The 18175-nt window shown below is 67.7% G+C and carries 16 protein-coding genes and 1 riboswitch; of the genes, 13 read left to right on the plus strand and 3 right to left on the minus strand.

Annotation, left to right across the window (positions count from 1 at the left end):
* Positions 1-107: 107 nt before the first annotated feature.
* A complete protein-coding gene (gene metE / locus GV792_RS06365) occupies positions 108-2387 on the minus strand; it encodes a 5-methyltetrahydropteroyltriglutamate--homocysteine S-methyltransferase (RefSeq protein ID WP_163822733.1) in 2280 nt (759 codons plus the stop codon).
* 136 nt (positions 2388-2523) lie between these two features.
* Positions 2524-2707: riboswitch (cobalamin riboswitch) on the minus strand.
* A 148-nt stretch (positions 2708-2855) separates the two neighbouring features.
* Between metE and GV792_RS06370 the strand changes: the two genes are divergently transcribed.
* The 4 genes from GV792_RS06370 (at position 2856) to coaD (ending at position 8387) form a co-directional block, all read left to right on the plus strand.
* The gene (locus tag GV792_RS06370) at positions 2856-3737 is read left to right on the plus strand and encodes a glycosyltransferase (RefSeq protein WP_163822736.1); all 882 of its coding nucleotides are present in this window, start codon (positions 2856-2858) and stop codon (positions 3735-3737) included.
* 166 nt (positions 3738-3903) lie between these two features.
* Positions 3904-7302, plus strand: coding sequence for a pyruvate carboxylase (locus GV792_RS06375; protein WP_163822738.1), 3399 nt, complete (start codon positions 3904-3906; stop codon positions 7300-7302).
* Complete coding sequence (gene rsmD / locus GV792_RS06380) at positions 7299-7892, plus strand: 16S rRNA (guanine(966)-N(2))-methyltransferase RsmD (RefSeq protein WP_163822740.1); 594 nt, start codon at positions 7299-7301, stop codon at positions 7890-7892. The genes GV792_RS06375 and rsmD overlap by 4 nt, the downstream gene beginning before the upstream one ends.
* A gap of 3 nt (positions 7893-7895) precedes the next feature.
* Positions 7896-8387 (plus strand): pantetheine-phosphate adenylyltransferase, encoded by a 492-nt coding sequence (coaD, locus tag GV792_RS06385; RefSeq protein ID WP_163822742.1) that lies wholly within the window; start codon positions 7896-7898, stop codon positions 8385-8387.
* A gap of 116 nt (positions 8388-8503) precedes the next feature.
* Here the strand turns inward: coaD and GV792_RS06390 are convergent, their stop codons facing one another.
* Positions 8504-9016, minus strand: a complete 513-nt coding sequence (locus tag GV792_RS06390) for a GtrA family protein (protein ID WP_175583042.1) — start codon at positions 9014-9016, stop codon at positions 8504-8506.
* Between the two features lie 391 nt (positions 9017-9407).
* On the opposite strand from GV792_RS06390, the gene GV792_RS06395 reads away from it, so the two are divergent.
* The 9 genes from GV792_RS06395 to GV792_RS06435 all read left to right on the plus strand — a co-directional run bounded on the left by GV792_RS06395 (position 9408) and on the right by GV792_RS06435 (position 17261).
* The gene (locus GV792_RS06395; protein WP_163823148.1) at positions 9408-10154 is read left to right on the plus strand and encodes a DivIVA domain-containing protein; all 747 of its coding nucleotides are present in this window, start codon (positions 9408-9410) and stop codon (positions 10152-10154) included.
* Positions 10155-10294: 140 nt separating this feature from the next.
* Entirely contained in the window at positions 10295-10978 is a 684-nt protein-coding gene (locus GV792_RS06400; RefSeq protein ID WP_163823150.1) for a YceD family protein, read from the plus strand.
* 2 nt (positions 10979-10980) lie between these two features.
* The gene (rpmF, locus tag GV792_RS06405; protein ID WP_109529679.1) at positions 10981-11163 is read left to right on the plus strand and encodes a 50S ribosomal protein L32; all 183 of its coding nucleotides are present in this window, start codon (positions 10981-10983) and stop codon (positions 11161-11163) included.
* A 14-nt stretch (positions 11164-11177) separates the two neighbouring features.
* Positions 11178-11900 (plus strand): ribonuclease III, encoded by a 723-nt coding sequence (gene rnc, locus GV792_RS06410; RefSeq protein ID WP_163822746.1) that lies wholly within the window; start codon positions 11178-11180, stop codon positions 11898-11900.
* Between the two features lies 1 nt (position 11901).
* Entirely contained in the window at positions 11902-12768 is an 867-nt protein-coding gene (gene mutM, locus GV792_RS06415) for a bifunctional DNA-formamidopyrimidine glycosylase/DNA-(apurinic or apyrimidinic site) lyase (protein WP_163822747.1), read from the plus strand.
* 57 nt (positions 12769-12825) lie between these two features.
* On the plus strand, positions 12826-13407 hold the full coding sequence (locus tag GV792_RS06420; RefSeq protein WP_163822748.1) for a dihydrofolate reductase family protein: 582 nt from the start codon (positions 12826-12828) through the stop codon (positions 13405-13407).
* A 5-nt stretch (positions 13408-13412) separates the two neighbouring features.
* Complete coding sequence (locus tag GV792_RS06425; protein WP_163822749.1) at positions 13413-14477, plus strand: PHP domain-containing protein; 1065 nt, start codon at positions 13413-13415, stop codon at positions 14475-14477.
* 112 nt (positions 14478-14589) lie between these two features.
* Positions 14590-16110 (plus strand): substrate-binding domain-containing protein, encoded by a 1521-nt coding sequence (locus GV792_RS06430; RefSeq protein WP_163822750.1) that lies wholly within the window; start codon positions 14590-14592, stop codon positions 16108-16110.
* A gap of 47 nt (positions 16111-16157) precedes the next feature.
* Positions 16158-17261 carry a winged helix DNA-binding domain-containing protein gene (locus GV792_RS06435; protein ID WP_163822751.1) on the plus strand — a complete coding sequence of 368 codons (1104 nt, stop codon included), beginning with the start codon at positions 16158-16160 and terminating at the stop codon, positions 17259-17261.
* Between the two features lie 44 nt (positions 17262-17305).
* Here GV792_RS06435 and GV792_RS06440 read toward each other — a convergent pair whose 3' ends face one another.
* On the minus strand, positions 17306-18175 hold the full coding sequence (locus tag GV792_RS06440) for a potassium-transporting ATPase subunit C (protein ID WP_163823152.1): 870 nt from the start codon (positions 18173-18175) through the stop codon (positions 17306-17308).

Here is an 18175-nt window from a genome sequence, read left to right on the forward strand (position 1 = left end):
GCGGGGGAGACTGAGGGTTGAGGGGTGTGCAGTTGATGGGTGGGAAATGCGGAGCTGGGCCGCGCATGTGAGGGCGCGGCCCAGCTCCGTTCATCCGGTCGGGTCGATCAGCGGACGGCGCGAGCCGCGGCGACCATATTGCGCAACGAAGCCTCCACCTCGGCCTGGCCGCGGGTCTTCAGACCGCAGTCCGGATTGACCCACAGTCGCTCGGCGGGAACGGCTTTCAATGCCGCACGCAGGGCCGTGGTGATCTCCTCGACACCGGGCACCCGAGGTGAGTGGATGTCGTAGACACCCGGTCCGACACCCAGATCGAAACCGGCGGCATTCAGGTCATCGAGGACCTCCATATGCGAGCGCGCCGCCTCGATCGAGGTCACGTCGGCATCCAAGCCCGCGATCGCGTCGATCACCTCACCGAACTCCGAATAGCACAGATGGGTGTGGATCTGGGTGGAGTCCGCGACACCGGAGGTCGCCAGCCGGAAGGCCTGCACCGACCAGTCCAGATATCCCTGCTGATCGGCGGCCCGCAGCGGCAGCAGTTCGCGCAGCGCGGGCTCGTCCACCTGCACGATCCGGATACCGGCGTGCTGCAGATCCACCGTCTCGTCCCGGATGGCCAGCGCCACCTGCCGGGCCGACTCCGCCAGCGGCTGGTCGTCACGGACGAACGACCAGGCCAGAATGGTGACCGGACCGGTCAGCATGCCCTTGACCGGCTTATCGGTCAGCGACTGGGCGAAGGTGATCCAGTCGACGGTCATCGGCGCCGGGCGGCTGACATCACCGAACAGGATCGGCGGGCGCACGCACCGGGTGCCGTAGGACTGCACCCAACCGAGATCGGTTGCCGCGAATCCGTCGAGCTGCTCGGCGAAGTACTGCACCATGTCGTTGCGTTCGGGCTCGCCGTGCACAAGCACGTCCAGCTCCAGCTTCTCCTGCAGCGCCACCACATCGGCGATCTCATCGCGCATCCGGCGCTCGTACTCGCTCTGGTCGATCTCGCCCGAGCGCAATGCCGCGCGTGCCAGCCGAATCGCCGAGGTCTGCGGGTAGGAGCCGATGGTGGTTGTCGGCAGCGGCGGCAACTGCAGCCGTTCCTGCTGTAGGGTGCGCCGCTGCTCGGCCGGGGCGCGCCGGATGGCATCGGGACCGAGTGCCTCGAGCCGGGCGCGGACCTGGGCGTTGCTGATTCGCGGGTCGGTCTTGCGACTCGCCGAAGCCGCACGCGCGGCGGCCAACTCGGCGGTGATCGCCTCCGTGCCCGCACTCAAACCCGTTGCGAGCAGCCGCACCTCGCCGACCTTCTCGGCACCGAAGGCCAGCCACGAGCGCAGCGCGTCGTCCAGCCGGGTCTCGACGGCCAACGAGTACGGGACATGCAGCAGCGAGCACGAGGTGGACACCGCGAGCGAGCCCGCGGACCCGAGCAGGGTGCCGAGAGTGGTCAGGGCGGCGTCCAGATCGGTACGCCACACATTGCGCCCGTCGACCACACCGGCAACGAGCAGCTTGTTCGCCAGCGCGGGCACGGCCGCCACCTCGGCGACATCGGTGCCCGAGGTCAGATCGACCGCGACGCCCTCGACGTCCGTGCCTGCCAGCGCCGCCAGTGCGGCGGCGGGTGTGCCGAAGTACGTGGCGACCAGCACCGCCGGGCGGCGCTCGGCCGCCGGCAGTTCGGTGTACACCTGGCGCACCACGGCCAGCTCGTCCTCGGTCAGATCGGTGACGAGGGCGGGCTCATCGATCTGTACCCAGCTCGCGCCCGCGTCGGCCAGCAGCCCCAGCAGTTCCCGGTACAGCGGAATCAGTTCGCCGATGCGGTCGAGCGCGGCCGCGCCGCTGGTCTTGGCCAGCTTCAGGAAGGTGATCGGCCCGATGACGACCGGACGCGCGGGCACTCCGAGCTCGATCGCCTCGCGCAGCTGGTCGAGCAACGCCTCGGGGTGCAACGAGAACGTCGTCTCGGCACCGATTTCGGGGACCAGGTAGTGGTAGTTGGTGTCGAACCACTTGGTCATTTCCAGCGGCTCGACCGAGTCGTTGCCCCGCGCCGCGGCGAAATAGCGATCAAGGGGGTTGTCGATCCCGGCCACCCGCGGTGGCAACGCGCCGAGCAGGACGGCGGTGTCGAGCACCTGGTCGTAGTAGGAGAAAGTACCGACCGGAACCGAATCCAGTCCGGCGGCGAGCAATTCGGCGTACTGGGAGCGGCGCAGCTCGCGGGCGGTGTCGTGCAGTTGGTCCGCGCCGATGCGTCCGGCCCAGTAGGACTCGGTGGCGCGTTTGAGTTCCCGGCGCGGCCCCACCCGGGGAAGTCCGAGAACCGTTGCGGTGAACGGGCTTGGCGAAAGTGCAGTCACGGTGTTCTCCATTGCTGAAGTTCGACAGCCGTCGCCGTTTCGGGTGCGCGGACACCGATGAGACCCCGAAGAACCCGGCCACCCGGCCGGGTCGAATGTCAACACTGGTGGCGGCGCCCGATCCACGAGGCGATGGCCGCCGGATACGGCGTATCCGGCACAACGGGCAGGTCTTCGGACTCGCGGGCACCGGCCGATTCGGCCGACCTACTGGCCGTCGCTTCCCAGGCGGTGTGCCCAGTGCTGATGACGGCGGTCGTTCCTGCTCACCGCTGCGGGACAGTCCCGGATTTCCACCGGGTTCCCTCTCACCCGCCAGGGACGGGCTTCGACGCCGGGACGGACGTTCGGGGCTCCTTGTCGTCCGGCCGGCGAACCAGCTGCAGAGCCCACGATAGTCGGGGCGCCGTTCGAGTGGTGAGCCACCCGCCCCTGCCATAACCTAAACGTCAGTATTTCAAATGGTGATCAGGAGGGGCCGTGCAGGCACCGAAACCACCGACGACCTCGGTCGTCATTCCCGCACACATCGTCACCGACGCCGATCGCGGACATCTCGACGAGCAGCTCGCCGCCCTTGCGGAACAGGATCATGATGGCGAGTTCGACGTGGTCGTCGCCGACAATCGCAGCGCGCCGGGCCTCGACGCCCATCTCGCCACGCATCCGCTGCGGGCGCGGCTGAACCTGCGGTATGTGGCGGCTCCGGATCTGGCGGGCGCGGCGCATGCCCGCAATGTCGGCGCCGACCACGCCAGCGGTGACGTGCTGCTGTTCTGCGATCACGACGACCGGGTGCACCCCGACTGGATGCGCCGGATGCTGGCGTTTCTCGACGAGGGCTACGACCTGATCTGTTCGGCCGTCGAGGGCAGTTCGCTCAATGCCGACAATCCGCGCGGCGTCGCCGATGTGCCGCCGCCGGAGCGGTTCCAACCGGTGGGAGTGTTCGCGCCGGTCATCGTCGGAACCAGCATGGCCTGCCGAACGACGGTATACCGCAAGCTCGGCGGGATGGATGTCACCTACACGGCGAATGAGGACCTGGCTTTCGGCTGGCGCGCTCACCGCGAGGGATTCCGCTTGGGTTTTCTGCCCGCGGCCCTGGTCGCCTATCGGTATCGGCGAGGGTTCCGGCCCGGCTACCGGCAGGGCCGAGCGCGTGGCATCGGGTTGGCCCGGCTCAATGCCGAGTTCCCCGGCAACGGGCTGCCCGAGCACCACCTCCTCGAGGTGCTGGTGCGAATTGTGCGGCTCGGCCTGTCGGGTGGCCTGACCGGCGAGGAGCGCGGGCTACTGATCGGAATCGCGGTGGGTCAGCTACGCGGGGGTCTTCGCTATCGCACCCTGCACTGGTGGTAGGCCCGCCTCCGGTCCCCGGATTCGACGCACGGCAGGCGGTGGTGGACGGTGAAATGTGACGCTGCCGTGAACACAACTTCGCAACGATGCCATAGCCGGTTGTGAAGATCCCTGCGAATGGGACTTCGGCGTTCGCCCTCGCCGCAAGTGCAGGTACGTTAGGCCCATGTTCTCGAAAGTCTTGGTTGCCAACCGCGGCGAAATCGCCATCCGCGCCTTCCGCGCGGCCTACGAACTCGGCATCGGGACCGTGGCCGTCTTCCCACATGAGGATCGCAACTCGGTCCACCGACTGAAGGCGGACGAGGCCTATCAGATCGGCGAGGAAGGCCACCCTGTCCGGGCGTATTTGTCCATCGAGGCCATTATCGAGGCGGCCAAAACGGCCGGCGCGGACGCCATCTACCCCGGATACGGCTTCCTGTCGGAGAACCCTGATCTCGCGGCCGCCTGCGCTCGTGAGGGCATCACCTTCATCGGCCCATCGTCCGAGGTGCTGGAGCTGGCCGGTAACAAGGCGCGCGCCATCGCCGCGGCCAGGGCGGCCGGACTTCCGGTGCTGAAATCCAGCGAACCGTCGGCAAACGTCGAGGAGTTGCTGGCAGCGGCCGAATCGATGGACTTCCCGGTCTTCGTCAAAGCCGTCGCCGGCGGTGGCGGCCGCGGTATGCGCCGGGTCGCCGCCCCCGCGCAGCTGCGTGAATCCATCGAAGCCGCCTCCCGCGAAGCCGAGTCGGCCTTCGGCGACCCGACGGTGTTCCTCGAACAGGCGGTGGTGAACCCGCGCCACATCGAGGTGCAGATTCTGGCCGACACCCAGGGCAATGTCATGCACCTGTTCGAGCGCGACTGCTCGGTGCAGCGGCGGCACCAGAAGGTGATCGAACTCGCGCCCGCGCCGAACCTCGATCCTGAACTCCGCGAACGGATCTGTGCCGACGCGGTGGCCTTCGCCCGTCAGATCGGCTACAGCTGCGCCGGCACCGTGGAGTTCCTGCTCGACGAGCGCGGCAAGCACGTCTTCATCGAGATGAACCCGCGTATCCAGGTCGAGCACACGGTGACCGAGGAGATCACCGATGTCGACCTGGTGCAATCTCAGCTGCGCATCGCCGCCGGTGAATCCCTCACCGATCTGGGCCTGAGCCAGGACACCGTCGCCATTCGCGGCGCGGCCATGCAGTGCCGGATCACCACCGAGGACCCGGCCAACGGATTCCGTCCCGACACCGGCCGGATCACCGCCTACCGCACCCCGGGCGGCGCAGGTATCCGCCTCGACGGTGGTGCGAACCTGGGTGCCGAGATCGGCGCCTACTTCGACTCCATGCTGGTGAAGCTCACCTGCCGTGGACGCGATTTCTCGTCGGCGGTCGCGCGGGCTCGCCGCGCACTGGCCGAGTTCCGCATCCGCGGCGTCACGACCAACATCCCGTTCCTGCTCGCGGTGCTCGACGATCCCGACTTCCGGGCGGGCAAGGTCACCACGTCGTTCATCGACGAACGCCCGCAGCTGCTGGATCTGCGCCGATCCGCCGACCGCGGCACCAAAATCCTCGAATACCTGGCCGACGTCACCGTCAACAAGCCGCACGGTGAGCGCCCGACCGCGGTCTACCCGCACGACAAGCTGCCCGCCATCGACCTCTCGGTGCCGCCGCCGGACGGCTCGCGCCAGCGGCTGCTGACCCTCGGCCCCGAGGGCTTCGCGCGTGCATTGCGCGAACAGGACGCGGTCGGGGTCACCGACACCACCTTCCGTGACGCACATCAGTCCCTGCTGGCCACGCGGGTGCGTACCGGCGGGCTGCTCGCGGTCGCCGGGCATGTGGCCCGGCTGACGCCGGAGTTGCTCTCGATCGAGGCATGGGGTGGCGCAACCTACGATGTGGCGTTGAGGTTCCTGCACGAGGATCCGTGGGAGCGGCTGGCGGCGCTGCGCGAGGCGGTGCCCAATATCTGTCTGCAGATGCTGTTGCGCGGCCGCAACACCGTCGGCTACACGCCGTATCCGGAGAAGGTGACCCGGGCCTTCGTCGCCGAGGCCACCACGACCGGCATCGATATCTTCCGCATCTTCGACGCGCTCAACAACGTCGATCAGATGCGGCCTGCCATCGATGCGGTGCGCGAGACCGGTACGGCGGTCGCCGAGGTCGCGATGAGTTACACCGGCGACCTGTCCAACCCGGACGAGAACATCTACACCCTCGACTACTACCTCAAGCTGGCCGAGCAGATCGTGGACGCGGGCGCTCACGTGCTGGCGATCAAGGATATGGCCGGCCTGCTGCGCGCACCGGCCGCGGCCACCCTGGTGTCGGCGTTGCGCAGTAACTTCGATCTGCCGGTGCATGTACACACCCACGACACCCCGGGGGGTCAGCTCGCGACCTACCTGGCGGCCTGGCAGGCAGGCGCGGACGCCGTCGACGGCGCCAGCGCCGCAATGGCGGGCACCACCAGCCAGCCCGCGCTGTCGGCAATCGTGGCCGCCGCCGCGAACAGCCCGCACGACACCGGACTCAACCTGCGCAACGTCTGCGATCTGGAGCCGTATTGGGAGGCGCTACGCAAGGTGTACGCGCCCTTCGAGTCCGGGCTGCCCGCGCCGACCGGACGCGTCTACACCCATGAGATCCCCGGTGGTCAGCTGTCGAACCTGCGTCAGCAGGCCATCGCGCTCGGGCTCGGCGATCGCTTCGAGGAGGTCGAGGCGAAGTACGCGGCGGCCGACCGCCTGCTCGGCCGATTGGTGAAGGTGACCCCGTCGTCGAAGGTGGTCGGCGATTTGGCGCTGGCTCTCGTCGGCACCGGCGTAGACATCGCCGACTTCGCTTCCGACCCTGGTCGCTTCGACATCCCGGATTCGGTGATCGGATTCCTGCGCGGCGAACTCGGCACCCCTGCCGGTGGCTGGCCCGAACCGTTCCGCACCAGGGCGCTGGCCGGGCGCGGACCCGCCAAGCCGGAAACTCCGCTCACCGCCGAAGACGAGGCCGGGCTGGCCGGAAGCTCGGATGCGCGCCGGGCGACGTTGAACCGGCTGCTGTTCCCCGCACCCACCGCCGAATTCTTGGCGCACCGGGAGAAGTACGGCGACACCACGGGCCTGTCGGCCAACCAGTTCTTCTACGGTCTGCGTCGCGGCGAGGAACACCGGGTGCAGCTGGAGAAGGGCGTCACGCTGCTCATCGGTCTGGAAGCGATCTCCGAGCCCGACGAACGCGGCATGCGAACGGTCATGTGCATCCTCAACGGCCAGCTGCGGCCGGTGTCGGTGCGCGACCGCTCGGTGGCCAGCGAGATCCCGGCCGCCGAAAAGGCCGATAAGAACAATTCGGGCCATATCGCCGCGCCGTTCGCCGGTGTGGTGACCCTCGCGGTCTCCGAGGGAGACACTGTCGCCGCCGGTGACACCATCGGCACCATCGAGGCCATGAAGATGGAGGCCGCCATCACCGCGCCGCGGGCGGGCCTGGTCGGCCGGGTCGCGATCGGCAAGGTGCAGCAGGTAGAGGGTGGTGACCTGCTGATCGAGCTGGCCGTGCGCGAATCCGAATGACGCGCATCGTCGCAGGGACGGCGGGCGGGCGACGCCTGCGCGTCCCGCCCGCGGGCACCCGGCCCACCTCGGACCGGGTGCGTGAGGCCCTGTTCAGCGCGATCGACGCACGGCTGGATCTGGACGGCGCCCGGGTAGTCGACCTGTACGCCGGGTCCGGTGCGCTCGGGTTGGAGGCACTCTCGCGCGGTGCGGCACGCGCGCTGCTGGTCGAATCCGATCGCAAGGCCGCGGCGGTGGTGCGGGGCAATATCGCCGACCTGGGCCTACCCGGCGCCGACCTGCGCGTCGGCGCCGTGTCGACGGTGCTGGCCCAGCCGGCGCCTGCCGAGTTCGACCTGGTGTTCTCCGATCCGCCCTACGATCTCGACACCGCCGCCGTCATCGCAGATCTGACCGCGCTGGCCGGGCAGGGCTGGCTCGCGCCCGGCGCGTTGGTGGTGGTGGAGCGGTCCAGCCGGTCACCCGAGATCGACTGGCCCACCGGATATCTGAGGGAGAAGCCGCGTCGCTACGGCGAGACCAGGATCGAGCTGGCGGAGTTCGACGGCGCACCGGCCGAACCGGGCGATCGGCCTGCTAGCGTCTGACTCATGGCAGGAGCGCTGTGCCCGGGTTCGTTCGACCCGGTGACCAATGGGCATATCGACGTGTTCAACCGAGTGGCGGCCCAGTTCGACGAGGTCGTCGTCACGGTCATGATCAACAAGAAGAAGCAGGGCATGTTCAGCGTCGACGAGCGCATCGACATGCTGCGTGAGGCGACCGCGCACCTGCCGAATATCCGGGTGGAATCCTGGCACGGCCTGCTGGTGGATTTCGCGCGCGAACAGGGCATCACCGCGATCGTGAAGGGTCTGCGCGACGCAGGCGACTTCGGCTACGAACTACAGATGGCGCAGATGAACAAGAAGCTGTCCGGTGTGGACACCTTCTTCGTCGCCACCAACCCCGCCTTCAGCTACCTGTCCAGCTCGCTGGTCAAGGAGGTGGCCACTTTCGGCGGCGACGTCACCGACATGCTGCCGCCAGCCGTGCACAAGCGGCTGCTGGAGCGCATCGCCGAACGGGCGAGTTCGGTCTGATCGCGGCGCCTGCGGCACCGCGTGTTCATGGCCCTGGCCGGGCCGCGAACGGGCCTCCTCGACGTCGCCCGTCTCGGGGTGTAGATGGTGGCGCGTATGTGCAGTGGGCTCGGCGCTCAGAAGACGAAGCCGCGCAGCGCCAGGAAGCGCAGTCCGCCGACGGCGGCGGTGATGGCGAGGACGGCGGCGGCCTGGAAGGTTCCGCCGAGACCGGGAGCCCAGAGGTCGAGCGCGGCCAGTCCCGCGGTGGAGATACCGAGCCCTGCCAGCGCCAGTCCACCGCCTTCCCACTGCGCGGTGAACCAGCCGACACGGCCTGCGGCGTGGAAGGTGAGCTGGCGATGCAGTTCGTTGGCGATCACGGTGCTGACGATGGAACCGACCACATTGGCCACCAGCGGTCCGATGCCGAGCATGCCGAGGAAAAGCAGGACGTAGGCCACATTGCTCAATCCGCCGACCAGCGCGAAACGAATCAGCTGGGGGAACGCCCGATCACCGCGCAGATAGCCGAGCGCGCGACCCAATCGCGCAGTCGAGACTTCCCGCATATCCGAGTATGGCCCGGCCAGCGGGGTGAGAACGCGCGCGGTGGGCAATGCCGGTCGCGGTAGTTCGAGGACGGTCATGGTCATTCCGATCGAACGTGAGCCAACAGGTAAGACAACTGCGAGGGTGCTCGCATTCCCGTCTGCCGGCGCGACTCCAAAGTTTCGAGTACAACATGTTCAGTCTGTACTGAACTAGCGAAACTTGTCAACGTCGATGTCGAGGTGTCCTGCTCGTCGGCCTTTCCTCAGTACACGGTCGCAGAAGGTGCCTGCGGTCGGCTTATGAAGATCTTGTGGCTTCCGGATGAATCTAGCACGAAGTGGAGGCCCCTACTCCACTTGATTTCTGTGGTCTGCGAGACACTCACACGACACACCGGAACAGGACTCGGCACGGGCGGTGGTGAAGGGCACACTGGGCGACGACGGAAGTTCGCCGTCGATCTGCAGGAGAGCGGGGTAAGTGAGCATGTATCGCGTATTCGAGGCACTCGACGAGTTGGTCGCCATCGTCGAAGAGGCGCGCGGGATCCCCCCGACGCGCAATTGCATCGTGCCGCGCGGTGATGTGCTTGAACTGCTCGACGACGTCAGAGATGCCCTACCGGGTGAACTCGACGATGCCCAGGACGTCCTCGATCACCGCGACAAGATCGTCACCGATGCCCGCAATGCCGCCGAAACGGCGGTGACCGGAGCCAATGAGCAAGCTGCCGACACCATCGACTCCGCGCGAGCCGAGGCCGACCGCATCCTTGCCGACGCCAAGGCGCACGCCGACCGCATGGTCGCCGAGGCCACCGCGCACGCCGACCGTCTGGTCGATACCGCCGAGGCCGAGGCCGCGCGCGTGGTTGCCGACGGCAATGCCGAATACGAGGCCGTCACCGGGCGGGCGCGCGCCGAGTCCGAGCGAATGATCGAGGCGGGTAAGGCCTCCTACGATCGCTCGGTCGCCGACGGTAAGGCCGAGCAGGACCGGCTGGTGGCGCAGACCGAGGTGGTACGCGCCGCGCACGCCGAATCGGCCCGGCTGATCGACACCGCACAGGCCGATTCGGACCGGATGCGCGAGGAGTGCGATCACTACGTCGACTCCAAGCTCGCTGATTTCGAGGAGACGCTCAACGGCACGTTGCGCATCGTCGGACGCGGTCGTCAGCAGTTGCGGTCCGGCATGGGCATGCCGGACTACGCCTCCGAATACCGGCGCTAGCGCTGTCCTTCCCCGGTCGTAGGCGCTGACCCGATCGCCGCGGGGCGGGGAGTTCCGCTCGGCCGACTTGGGTCCGGCCTGCCGTGTCGCGTACTGTGGAGTGGTTGCCCATTCCCCCTGATCGTGAAGGTGAGTTCGTGATGCCCGCCGGTTCCGGTTCTGCCTCGCGCTCGCGTACCGGCTCGCACCCGGTGCCCGACACGGGCTTCGTCCTGGACGTCCGCAACCTCGGCCGCGGCGCCGGGTCGATGCGCGAACTGCATCGCACGGTGACCACGACCGACCGTCTCGGACTCGACCTGATCGCCATCCCGGTAGGTGCCGAGATGGAGCTCGACCTGCGCCTGCAGGCGGTCTCCGAAGGTGTGCTGATCACCGGAACGGTGTCCGCGCCCCTTACCGGCGAATGTTCACGCTGCCTCGAATCGTTCGACGACGAGATCGAGCTGTCGCTGACCGAACTGTTCGCCTACCCGGACAGCGCCACCGAGCAGACCACCTCCGAGGACGAGGTGTACCGAATGGTCGACGATCTCATCGACCTCGAAGCCGTCATCGTGGACGCGCTCGGCCTGGAGCTTCCGCTGCAGCCGCTGTGCACGCCCGACTGCGCCGGACTGTGCCCGGAATGCGGAGTGCGGATGGCGATTGCGGGTTCTGATCATGGCCATGAGATACTTGACCCCCGCTGGGCCGGGCTGGCGAATTTCGCCGCCGATTCGCCCGGCGATGGCAGCCCCGACGAGGGTGCCGCCGCCCCAGACCGTTCCGCCGACCAGGCAGACACTGCCGACCGGGCAGACACACAGACAGAGGAGAAGTAGTCGTGGCCGTTCCCAAGCGCCGGATGTCCCGTTCCAACACCAGGTCGCGGCGCAGCCAGTGGAAGGCCACCGCGCCTACCCTGATCACCTGCCCGAACCGGGCCTGCGGTGAGAAGACCCTCCCGCACATCGCCTGCCCGTCCTGCGGCACCTACAAGGGCCGCCAGGTCACCTCTGCGGTCTGAGTATCAGATCAGCCGTGACCGCCGGTAAGGACGAACTCGGCCCCTCCGGTAACCATGCGAGCCTGCTCGCCGCCCTCGGTGTCGAGCTGGCGCCGGAGCTGCTGACGCTCGCACTCACCCACCGCTCGTACGCGTACGAGAACGGTGGGCTCCCGACCAACGAGCGCCTGGAATTCCTCGGCGACTCGGTACTCGGGCTGAGCATCACCGAACGGCTCTACCATGAGCACCCGGACAAGTCCGAGGGTGAGCTCGCGAAGCTGCGCGCCAGCGTGGTCAACATGCACGCGCTCGCCGAGGTCGCCCGCGGTCTCGGCGAGGGCGGGCTCGGCGCGCACCTGCTGCTCGGCAAGGGTGAAGAACTCACCGGCGGCCGGGACAAGCCGAGCATCCTCGCCGATGGCATGGAGTCGCTGCTGGGTGCGGTGCATCTCGAGCACGGCATCGAGGTCGCACGCGGGGTGGTGCTTCGGCTGTTCGCCGAGCTGCTCGAGCGTGGTCCGAGAATGGGTGCCGGGCTCGACTGGAAGACCAGCCTGCAGGAGCTCACCGCCGAACGCGGTCTCGGCGTGCCCAGCTACGAGATCACCTCGACCGGGCCCGATCACGACAAAGAATTCACCGCCACCACGGTGATTGCCGGCCGGGCCTACGGTCAGGGTGTCGGCCGCTCCAAGAAGGAAGCCGAGCAGAAGGCCGCGGGCGCCGCCTATCAGGCGTTGACCGCCGAATCCTGACGTGCCCGAACTCCCCGAAGTCGAGGTCGTCCGGCGCGGTCTTGCCTGTCATGTGGTCGGTCACGTCATCGAATCGGTGGCCGTCACCCATCCGCGGTCGGTGCGCCGCCATCTCGAAGGTGCCGCCGACCTGGCCGCCCGGCTGTCGGGCCGGCGCGTGGCCGACGCCGAACGCCGCGGCAAATACCTGTGGCTGACCTTCGACGATCCCGACCTCGCACTGGTCGTTCACCTCGGCATGAGCGGCCAGATGCTGGTGCGGTCGGCCGAGGCTGCGGTGGAGAAGCATGCCCATATCCGCGCGACCCTCGACGACGGCACCGAGCTGCGGTTCGTCGACCAGCGCACCTTCGGTGGCTGGGCGTTGGCCGACCTGGTCGAGGTGGATGGCACCCACGTGCCCGAGCCGGTCGCCCACATCGCCCGCGACCCGCTGGACTCGAAATTCGACGCCGAGGCCGTGGTGGCCGCGATACGCGCCAAACGGACCGAGATCAAACGCGTCCTGCTCGACCAGACCGTCATTTCCGGTGTCGGCAACATCTACGCCGACGAGGCGCTGTGGCGGGCGAAGATCCACGGCTGCCGGACCGCCGCCGGACTCTCCAGGCCCGCGGTGCGGACACTGCTCACCGAGGTCGAGGCCGTGATGGGTGATGCGCTCGCGGCCGGCGGCACCTCCTTCGATGCGCTGTATGTCGACGTCAACGGCGATTCGGGCTATTTCGAGCGTTCACTGGCCGTCTATGGCCGTGCCGACCGGCCGTGTCCACGCTGCGGGGCACCGATCGTGCGGGAGAAGTTCATGAACCGCTCCTCGTACTCGTGCCCGCGATGCCAGAAGAAGGCTCGCCCCGGCACCCGATAGCGAGCTACCGTTTCTGCAGACGGCCCGACTGTGACACCGGCCGTGCAGGAAGGACACATGCGCAAGCTCACCTACTACGTCGCATCCACCATCGACGGGTTCATCGCCACCGAGGAAGGGTCGGTCGACTTCTTCCCGGTCGGTGGTGACCACGGCCCGGCGATCACGGCGCAGTACCCGGAAACGCTGCCGACCAAGGTCCGCGAAGCGCTCGGCATCGATAAGCGCAACGCCAACTTCGACACCGTGCTGATGGGGCGCAAAACCCACGATTTCGGGGTGCGCACCGGCACCTCCAGCCCGTACGCGCACCTACGCCAGTTCGTGGTCTCCTCGACGCTGCCGGAGAGCCCGGATCCGGCCGTCGAACTGATCGCCGCCGACCCGCTGGCCAAGGTGCGTGAGCTCAAACGCGACAAAGGGCTCGGCATCTGGCTGTGCGGTGGCGGCGAGCTGGCCCAGGTGCTGCTCCCGGAGATCGACCAGATCTTCCTGAAGCTGTATCCGATCGTGCTCGGCCGCGGCCGGTCCCTGTTCGGTGATGGTCCGAAGCTGCCCGAACCGACCCGGTTCAGGGTCATCACCAGTCAGATCTTCGAGGACGGGGTGGCGTTCGTGAAATACGGCAGGATTCGATAGCCAAGGTGGCCGACGACGATTCGACCGCGACACCGGACCCGGCCACTGCGCCGGGACCGGTGCGGGCACTGCGGGAGATCGGCTTCTGGCTCGAGCGCGAACGCGCGAAAACTCATCGGGTGCAGGCCTACCGCCGGGCCGCCGATATCGTGGCTGGCCTATCCGATGAGGAGCGTGCCGCGCGCAGGGCCGCCAACAGCTGGCGGGAATTGTCGGGCATCGGGCCGAAGACCGCGGCCGTCATCGAGCAGGCGTATTCCGGCGTCGTACCGCCGTATCTGGTCGAACTGCGTGCCGCCGCCGAGTCGATCGGCATCGAAGGCAGGCCGCTGCGTGAGCTGCTGCGCGGCGATCTGCACACCCACTCCAACTGGTCCGACGGCGGCAGCCCGATCGCGGAGATGATGCGCATTGCCGCTGCGCTCGGGCACGAATACTGCGCGCTGACCGACCATTCGCCGCGGCTGACCGTGGCCAACGGACTCTCCGCCGAACGGTTGCGCCGCCAGCTCGACGCGGTAGCGGAACTCAATACCGAACTCGCCCCGTTCCGGATCCTCACCGGTATCGAGGTCGACATTCTCGACGACGGTAGCCTCGATCAGGATCCGGACCTGCTCGACGAACTGGATATTGTTGTGGCCAGCGTGCATTCGCGGCTGCGCGATGACCGCGAGACGATGACCAAGCGCATGGTCTACGCCGTCGCCAACCCGCTCGTGGATGTGTTGGGGCACTGCACCGGGCGGCTCGTGATGGGCGGGCGCGGTACCAGGCCGGAATCGGAGTTCGACGCCGAGCTGGTGTTCGAGGCGTGCAGGCGTTTCGGTACCGCGGTCGAAATCAACAGCAGGCCAGAACGGCAGGACCCGCCGAGCAGGCTGATGCGGCTGGCCATCGAGGTCGGCTGCGAATTCGCCGTCGACACCGACGCCCACGCGCCCGGCCAGCTGGATTGGCAGGGTTACGGATGCGCCCGCGCGGTCGCCAACGAAGTGCCGCCGGAACGCGTCATCAACACCAAACCGTTGGACGAATTGCTGGCGTGGACGCGGGAATCCGGCGCCTGATCGCGCGGCCGTTTGGTTAACTGTTCGCGAACAGTTCCGTCGATGCTGGGGAATTCGGCCGGGTGTGGCCGAAAATGGTTGCCACGCATTTGTGGTGGGGAGGGATAGGTCAGTGGGCGGCTTTCCGCTGGAGATTGTGCTCGCGCTCATCGGTATTGCCGTGCCGATCGGGGCCTTCCTGTGGGAGTTCGTCTTCGTCGGGCGTAAACAACTCGGCTACCGGGTGCAGATGGATACGCCTGTCACCGGCGAAATCGAATCGGTGTTTCCCGGTGTGCTGCCGCAGCTGCGGCCGCAGGCCGACGGTGCGAGCCCGGATCTGAAGGACCTGTCGGTGGTCCTGATGCGGATCGAGAACAGCGGCGCCACCTCACTCGATACCATCGACTACGGCACCCCAGACAACGGCCGCGCCGGGCTGCACCTGCGATTCCCGCAGCGCCGCGTCATCGGTATGGCCGTCACCGAACTCAGTGATCCCGCCCTCGGTGACCTGCTCGAGCCGGACTCCGGGATCGCGGTGCGGGAATCCACCGACAACGTCGGCATCATCGACCTGCCCCGGGTGCCGCTCAACCGCGCCGACCACTACAAGATCCTCGCCATTCTGCAGCGCTCGACGGGGACGGGGGAGTATCCGCCGCCGCGACTGCAGGGCATGATCAAGGGCGGGCGGGTCACCGAAACCCGCAGCCAGACCGGTATCCCGCTGTTCATGATCGCGCTCATCGCGTTCCTGGTGGTGGTGATCGTCGCTCAGTTCATCGTCGCGGCGGTGGAGCGCGGTAAAGCTCCGCTGGGATGTGCCGACGGGAAACTGACCGTCGTCGGGTCGACGGCCTTCGAGCAGGTCATCCGCGAGGCCGCCGACGTCTACAAGCGCAGCTGCCGCGGTGCCACCTTCGAATTCGCCTTCGAGGGCAGCGAGCCGGGGATGAACCGGCTGGAATCGGAAGGCATCGAGAATTCCGGGCTGTTGGCCATAGCCGACGGGCCGATGGGTCTGGACTATCCGACCCTGGTGGAGCGGCCGCTGGCGCTGTCACTGTTCAGCATGATCGTGCACCCCGGTACCCAAGTACGGCACCTGACCGTCGAACAGATCCGGGACCTGTACGCCGGGCGGGTGGAGAGCTGGAGCCAGCTCGGTGGCGCCGATCTGCCGGTGCGCCTGATCAACCGTCATCCGGGGTCGGGGACGCGGCACACCTTCGAGTCCAGGCTGCTCGATGGCGAGCAGCCCGCCGCCCGCGCCGCCACTTGCCGGGAGATCCGCCGCGAACCGGGTCCGGGACGCTGCGACGTGGCGGTGACCAAGGACATGCTGGCCGCGGTGGCCGAGACGCCCGGTGCCGTCGGCTATACCGAGCATGCCGACGCCGCGGAGTCCACCCAGGTGGCGACGGTGACCATCAACGGTCGGCAGGCCACCCGAGAAGCGGCCGCCAACCGCATCTACCCGTTCTGGGGAATCGAGTACGCCTACAGCTACGGCGATTTCGCTCCCGAATCGCTCGGCGCCAGCTTCCTGCGTTTCCTGACCGAGGCCGGCGGTGAGGATGTCATCCGGGCGGCGGGGAACATGCCGTGCCGGGACCTGGCGTATCCGTCCATGTGCCGCCCGTTCCCGTGAGCTCGGCGGCCGAGATCTGTCGGTGGTGTCGGCCATAATCGACGCTCATGCGAGAGTTGTCGTTACGTGAGTTGAATCGGACGCTGCTGATGCGGCAGCGACTGGCCGAACGCGTCGACGACACCCCACTGGAGTTGATCCGGCATCTGGTGGCGGTGCAGGGGCAGGAACCGAATTGGCCGTATGTCGGGCTGTGGGCGCGACTGTCCGGGTTCCGGCACGACGATCTCGCCGTGCTGCTGCGGGAGCGGAAGCTGGTGCGTTCCACCATGATCCGCCGCACCATGCACCTGGCCGCCGCCGAGGACTACCGCTGGCTGCGTCCCACCGTGCAACCGTGGGTGGAATCGTTGCTGAAGGCGGCGTACTACCGCGACGAGATCGAAGGTGTCGACCTCACCGAACTCGCCGCGTATGGCAGGAGCCTGCTCACCGGCCGCACGATGGCACGCGGTGAACTGGGCAAACTACTCGCCGAGCACTTCCCGGACCGGCACACCCGCCGACTCGCCGACACCGTTGAGGTCTTGGTTCCGCTGGCGCACGGCGCCGATACCGGTGCGTGGGGCCGCTGGCGCAACCGCTACGTCACCGTCGGTCTGGCCGACGAATGGATCGGAGGCCCGCTCTCCGACCCCGACCCCGACACACTCGTCCTGCGCTATTTGGCAGCGTTCGGCCCCGCCACCGTCGCCGACATCCAAGCCTGGTCGGGCACCACCCGTCTGGCCGCCGTGCTGACCCGTCTCCGCCCGGAACTACGTGTTTTCCGCGACGAGGACGGTCGCGAACTCTACGACCTCCCCGACGCCCCACTCGCTCCGGCGGATCTCCCGGCGCCGGTCCGCTTCCTCCCCGCCTTCGACAATGCCCTCCTCGGTCACAAGGACCGCCGCCGCATCATCGCCGAAACCGATCGTCTGCGCACCGCCAAAGAAGCGTCGGCGGGCATCCCCACATACCTGGTAGACGGCTTCGCACACGGGCGCTGGGCTCTCGACGCGACCACGATCCGCATCCTGCCGTGGTATCCGTTCACGCCGGAGACGGAGCAGGCAGTCCTCGCCGAAGCCGGCACCCTGCTTCCGTTCATCCTTCCCGGCCAGAGAGGCGAGGTCGTAATCGACGAGTCCGAGCTGACCTGTGCGTGAGTGTGGGTGGCTCGGTCGGGGATATGCGACCGAGCCACCCGGGCTCACGCCTGGAACGGGTGGTCGCGGTCAAGGGCAAGGTTGAGTTCGACGATGTTGACGCGGGGTTCGCCGAGGAAGCCAAGGGTTCGGCCTTCGGTGTGCGCGTCGATCAGGTCGCGGACCTGGGGCTCGGTGAGGTGGCGGGTGGCGGCTATCCGGGCGATCTGGATGTCCGCGTAGGCGGGCGAGATGTGCGGGTCGAGGCCGCTACCGCTGGCGGTGACGGCGTCGGCCGGGACCGCAGGATCATCGGGGGCGTCGCCACGGAGGGGGACGATGCGGCCGATGGAGTAGTCGGCGCCGGGTTCGGCACATTCCACGCTGACACCGAGGTAGGTGGCGATGAACGGATCGGCAGGGCACAGTTCGTTGACGCTGACCACACGGACGGGCGCACTCACCTCCCCGTCGGCATTGCGTGGGCCGATCACCGAGAGCACCGCGCCGACACCGCCTTCCGTGCAGAATGGGCGAGAACCGTCGACCCTCTCACGGTCGCCGATCTCCTTGCTGCGGGCGCAGACGGTGGTGAGCAAGCTGGTGCGGGCCTCGGTGTCCACGATGTCCTCGGGACCGAGGTTGCTCGCAGAGGTGGACATGGGGTCGTAGCCGTCGCCGGCAGCCGATGGACGGCTCTGGAAGTACTGCGGTAGCGCGTTGCCGTCGGCGTCGGTGAACGATTGGCCGATGAGGCTGCTGCCGACGACCTTTCCGTCGACGGAAAGCAGCGAGCCGTCGGCCCTATCGTTCAATCCAGGGAACTGGCCGGCCACGAAGACGGCGAGGGGGTAGGCGATCCCGGTGATGGCGGTCAGCACGAGCAAGGCTCGCAGCGCCGCCAGGTGCTGGCGGATCCACGTCGTTTTCCGCAT

The organism is Nocardia cyriacigeorgica (assembly GCF_010868145.1).
In the GTDB taxonomy this organism is placed as follows: domain Bacteria; phylum Actinomycetota; class Actinomycetes; order Mycobacteriales; family Mycobacteriaceae; genus Nocardia; species Nocardia cyriacigeorgica_D.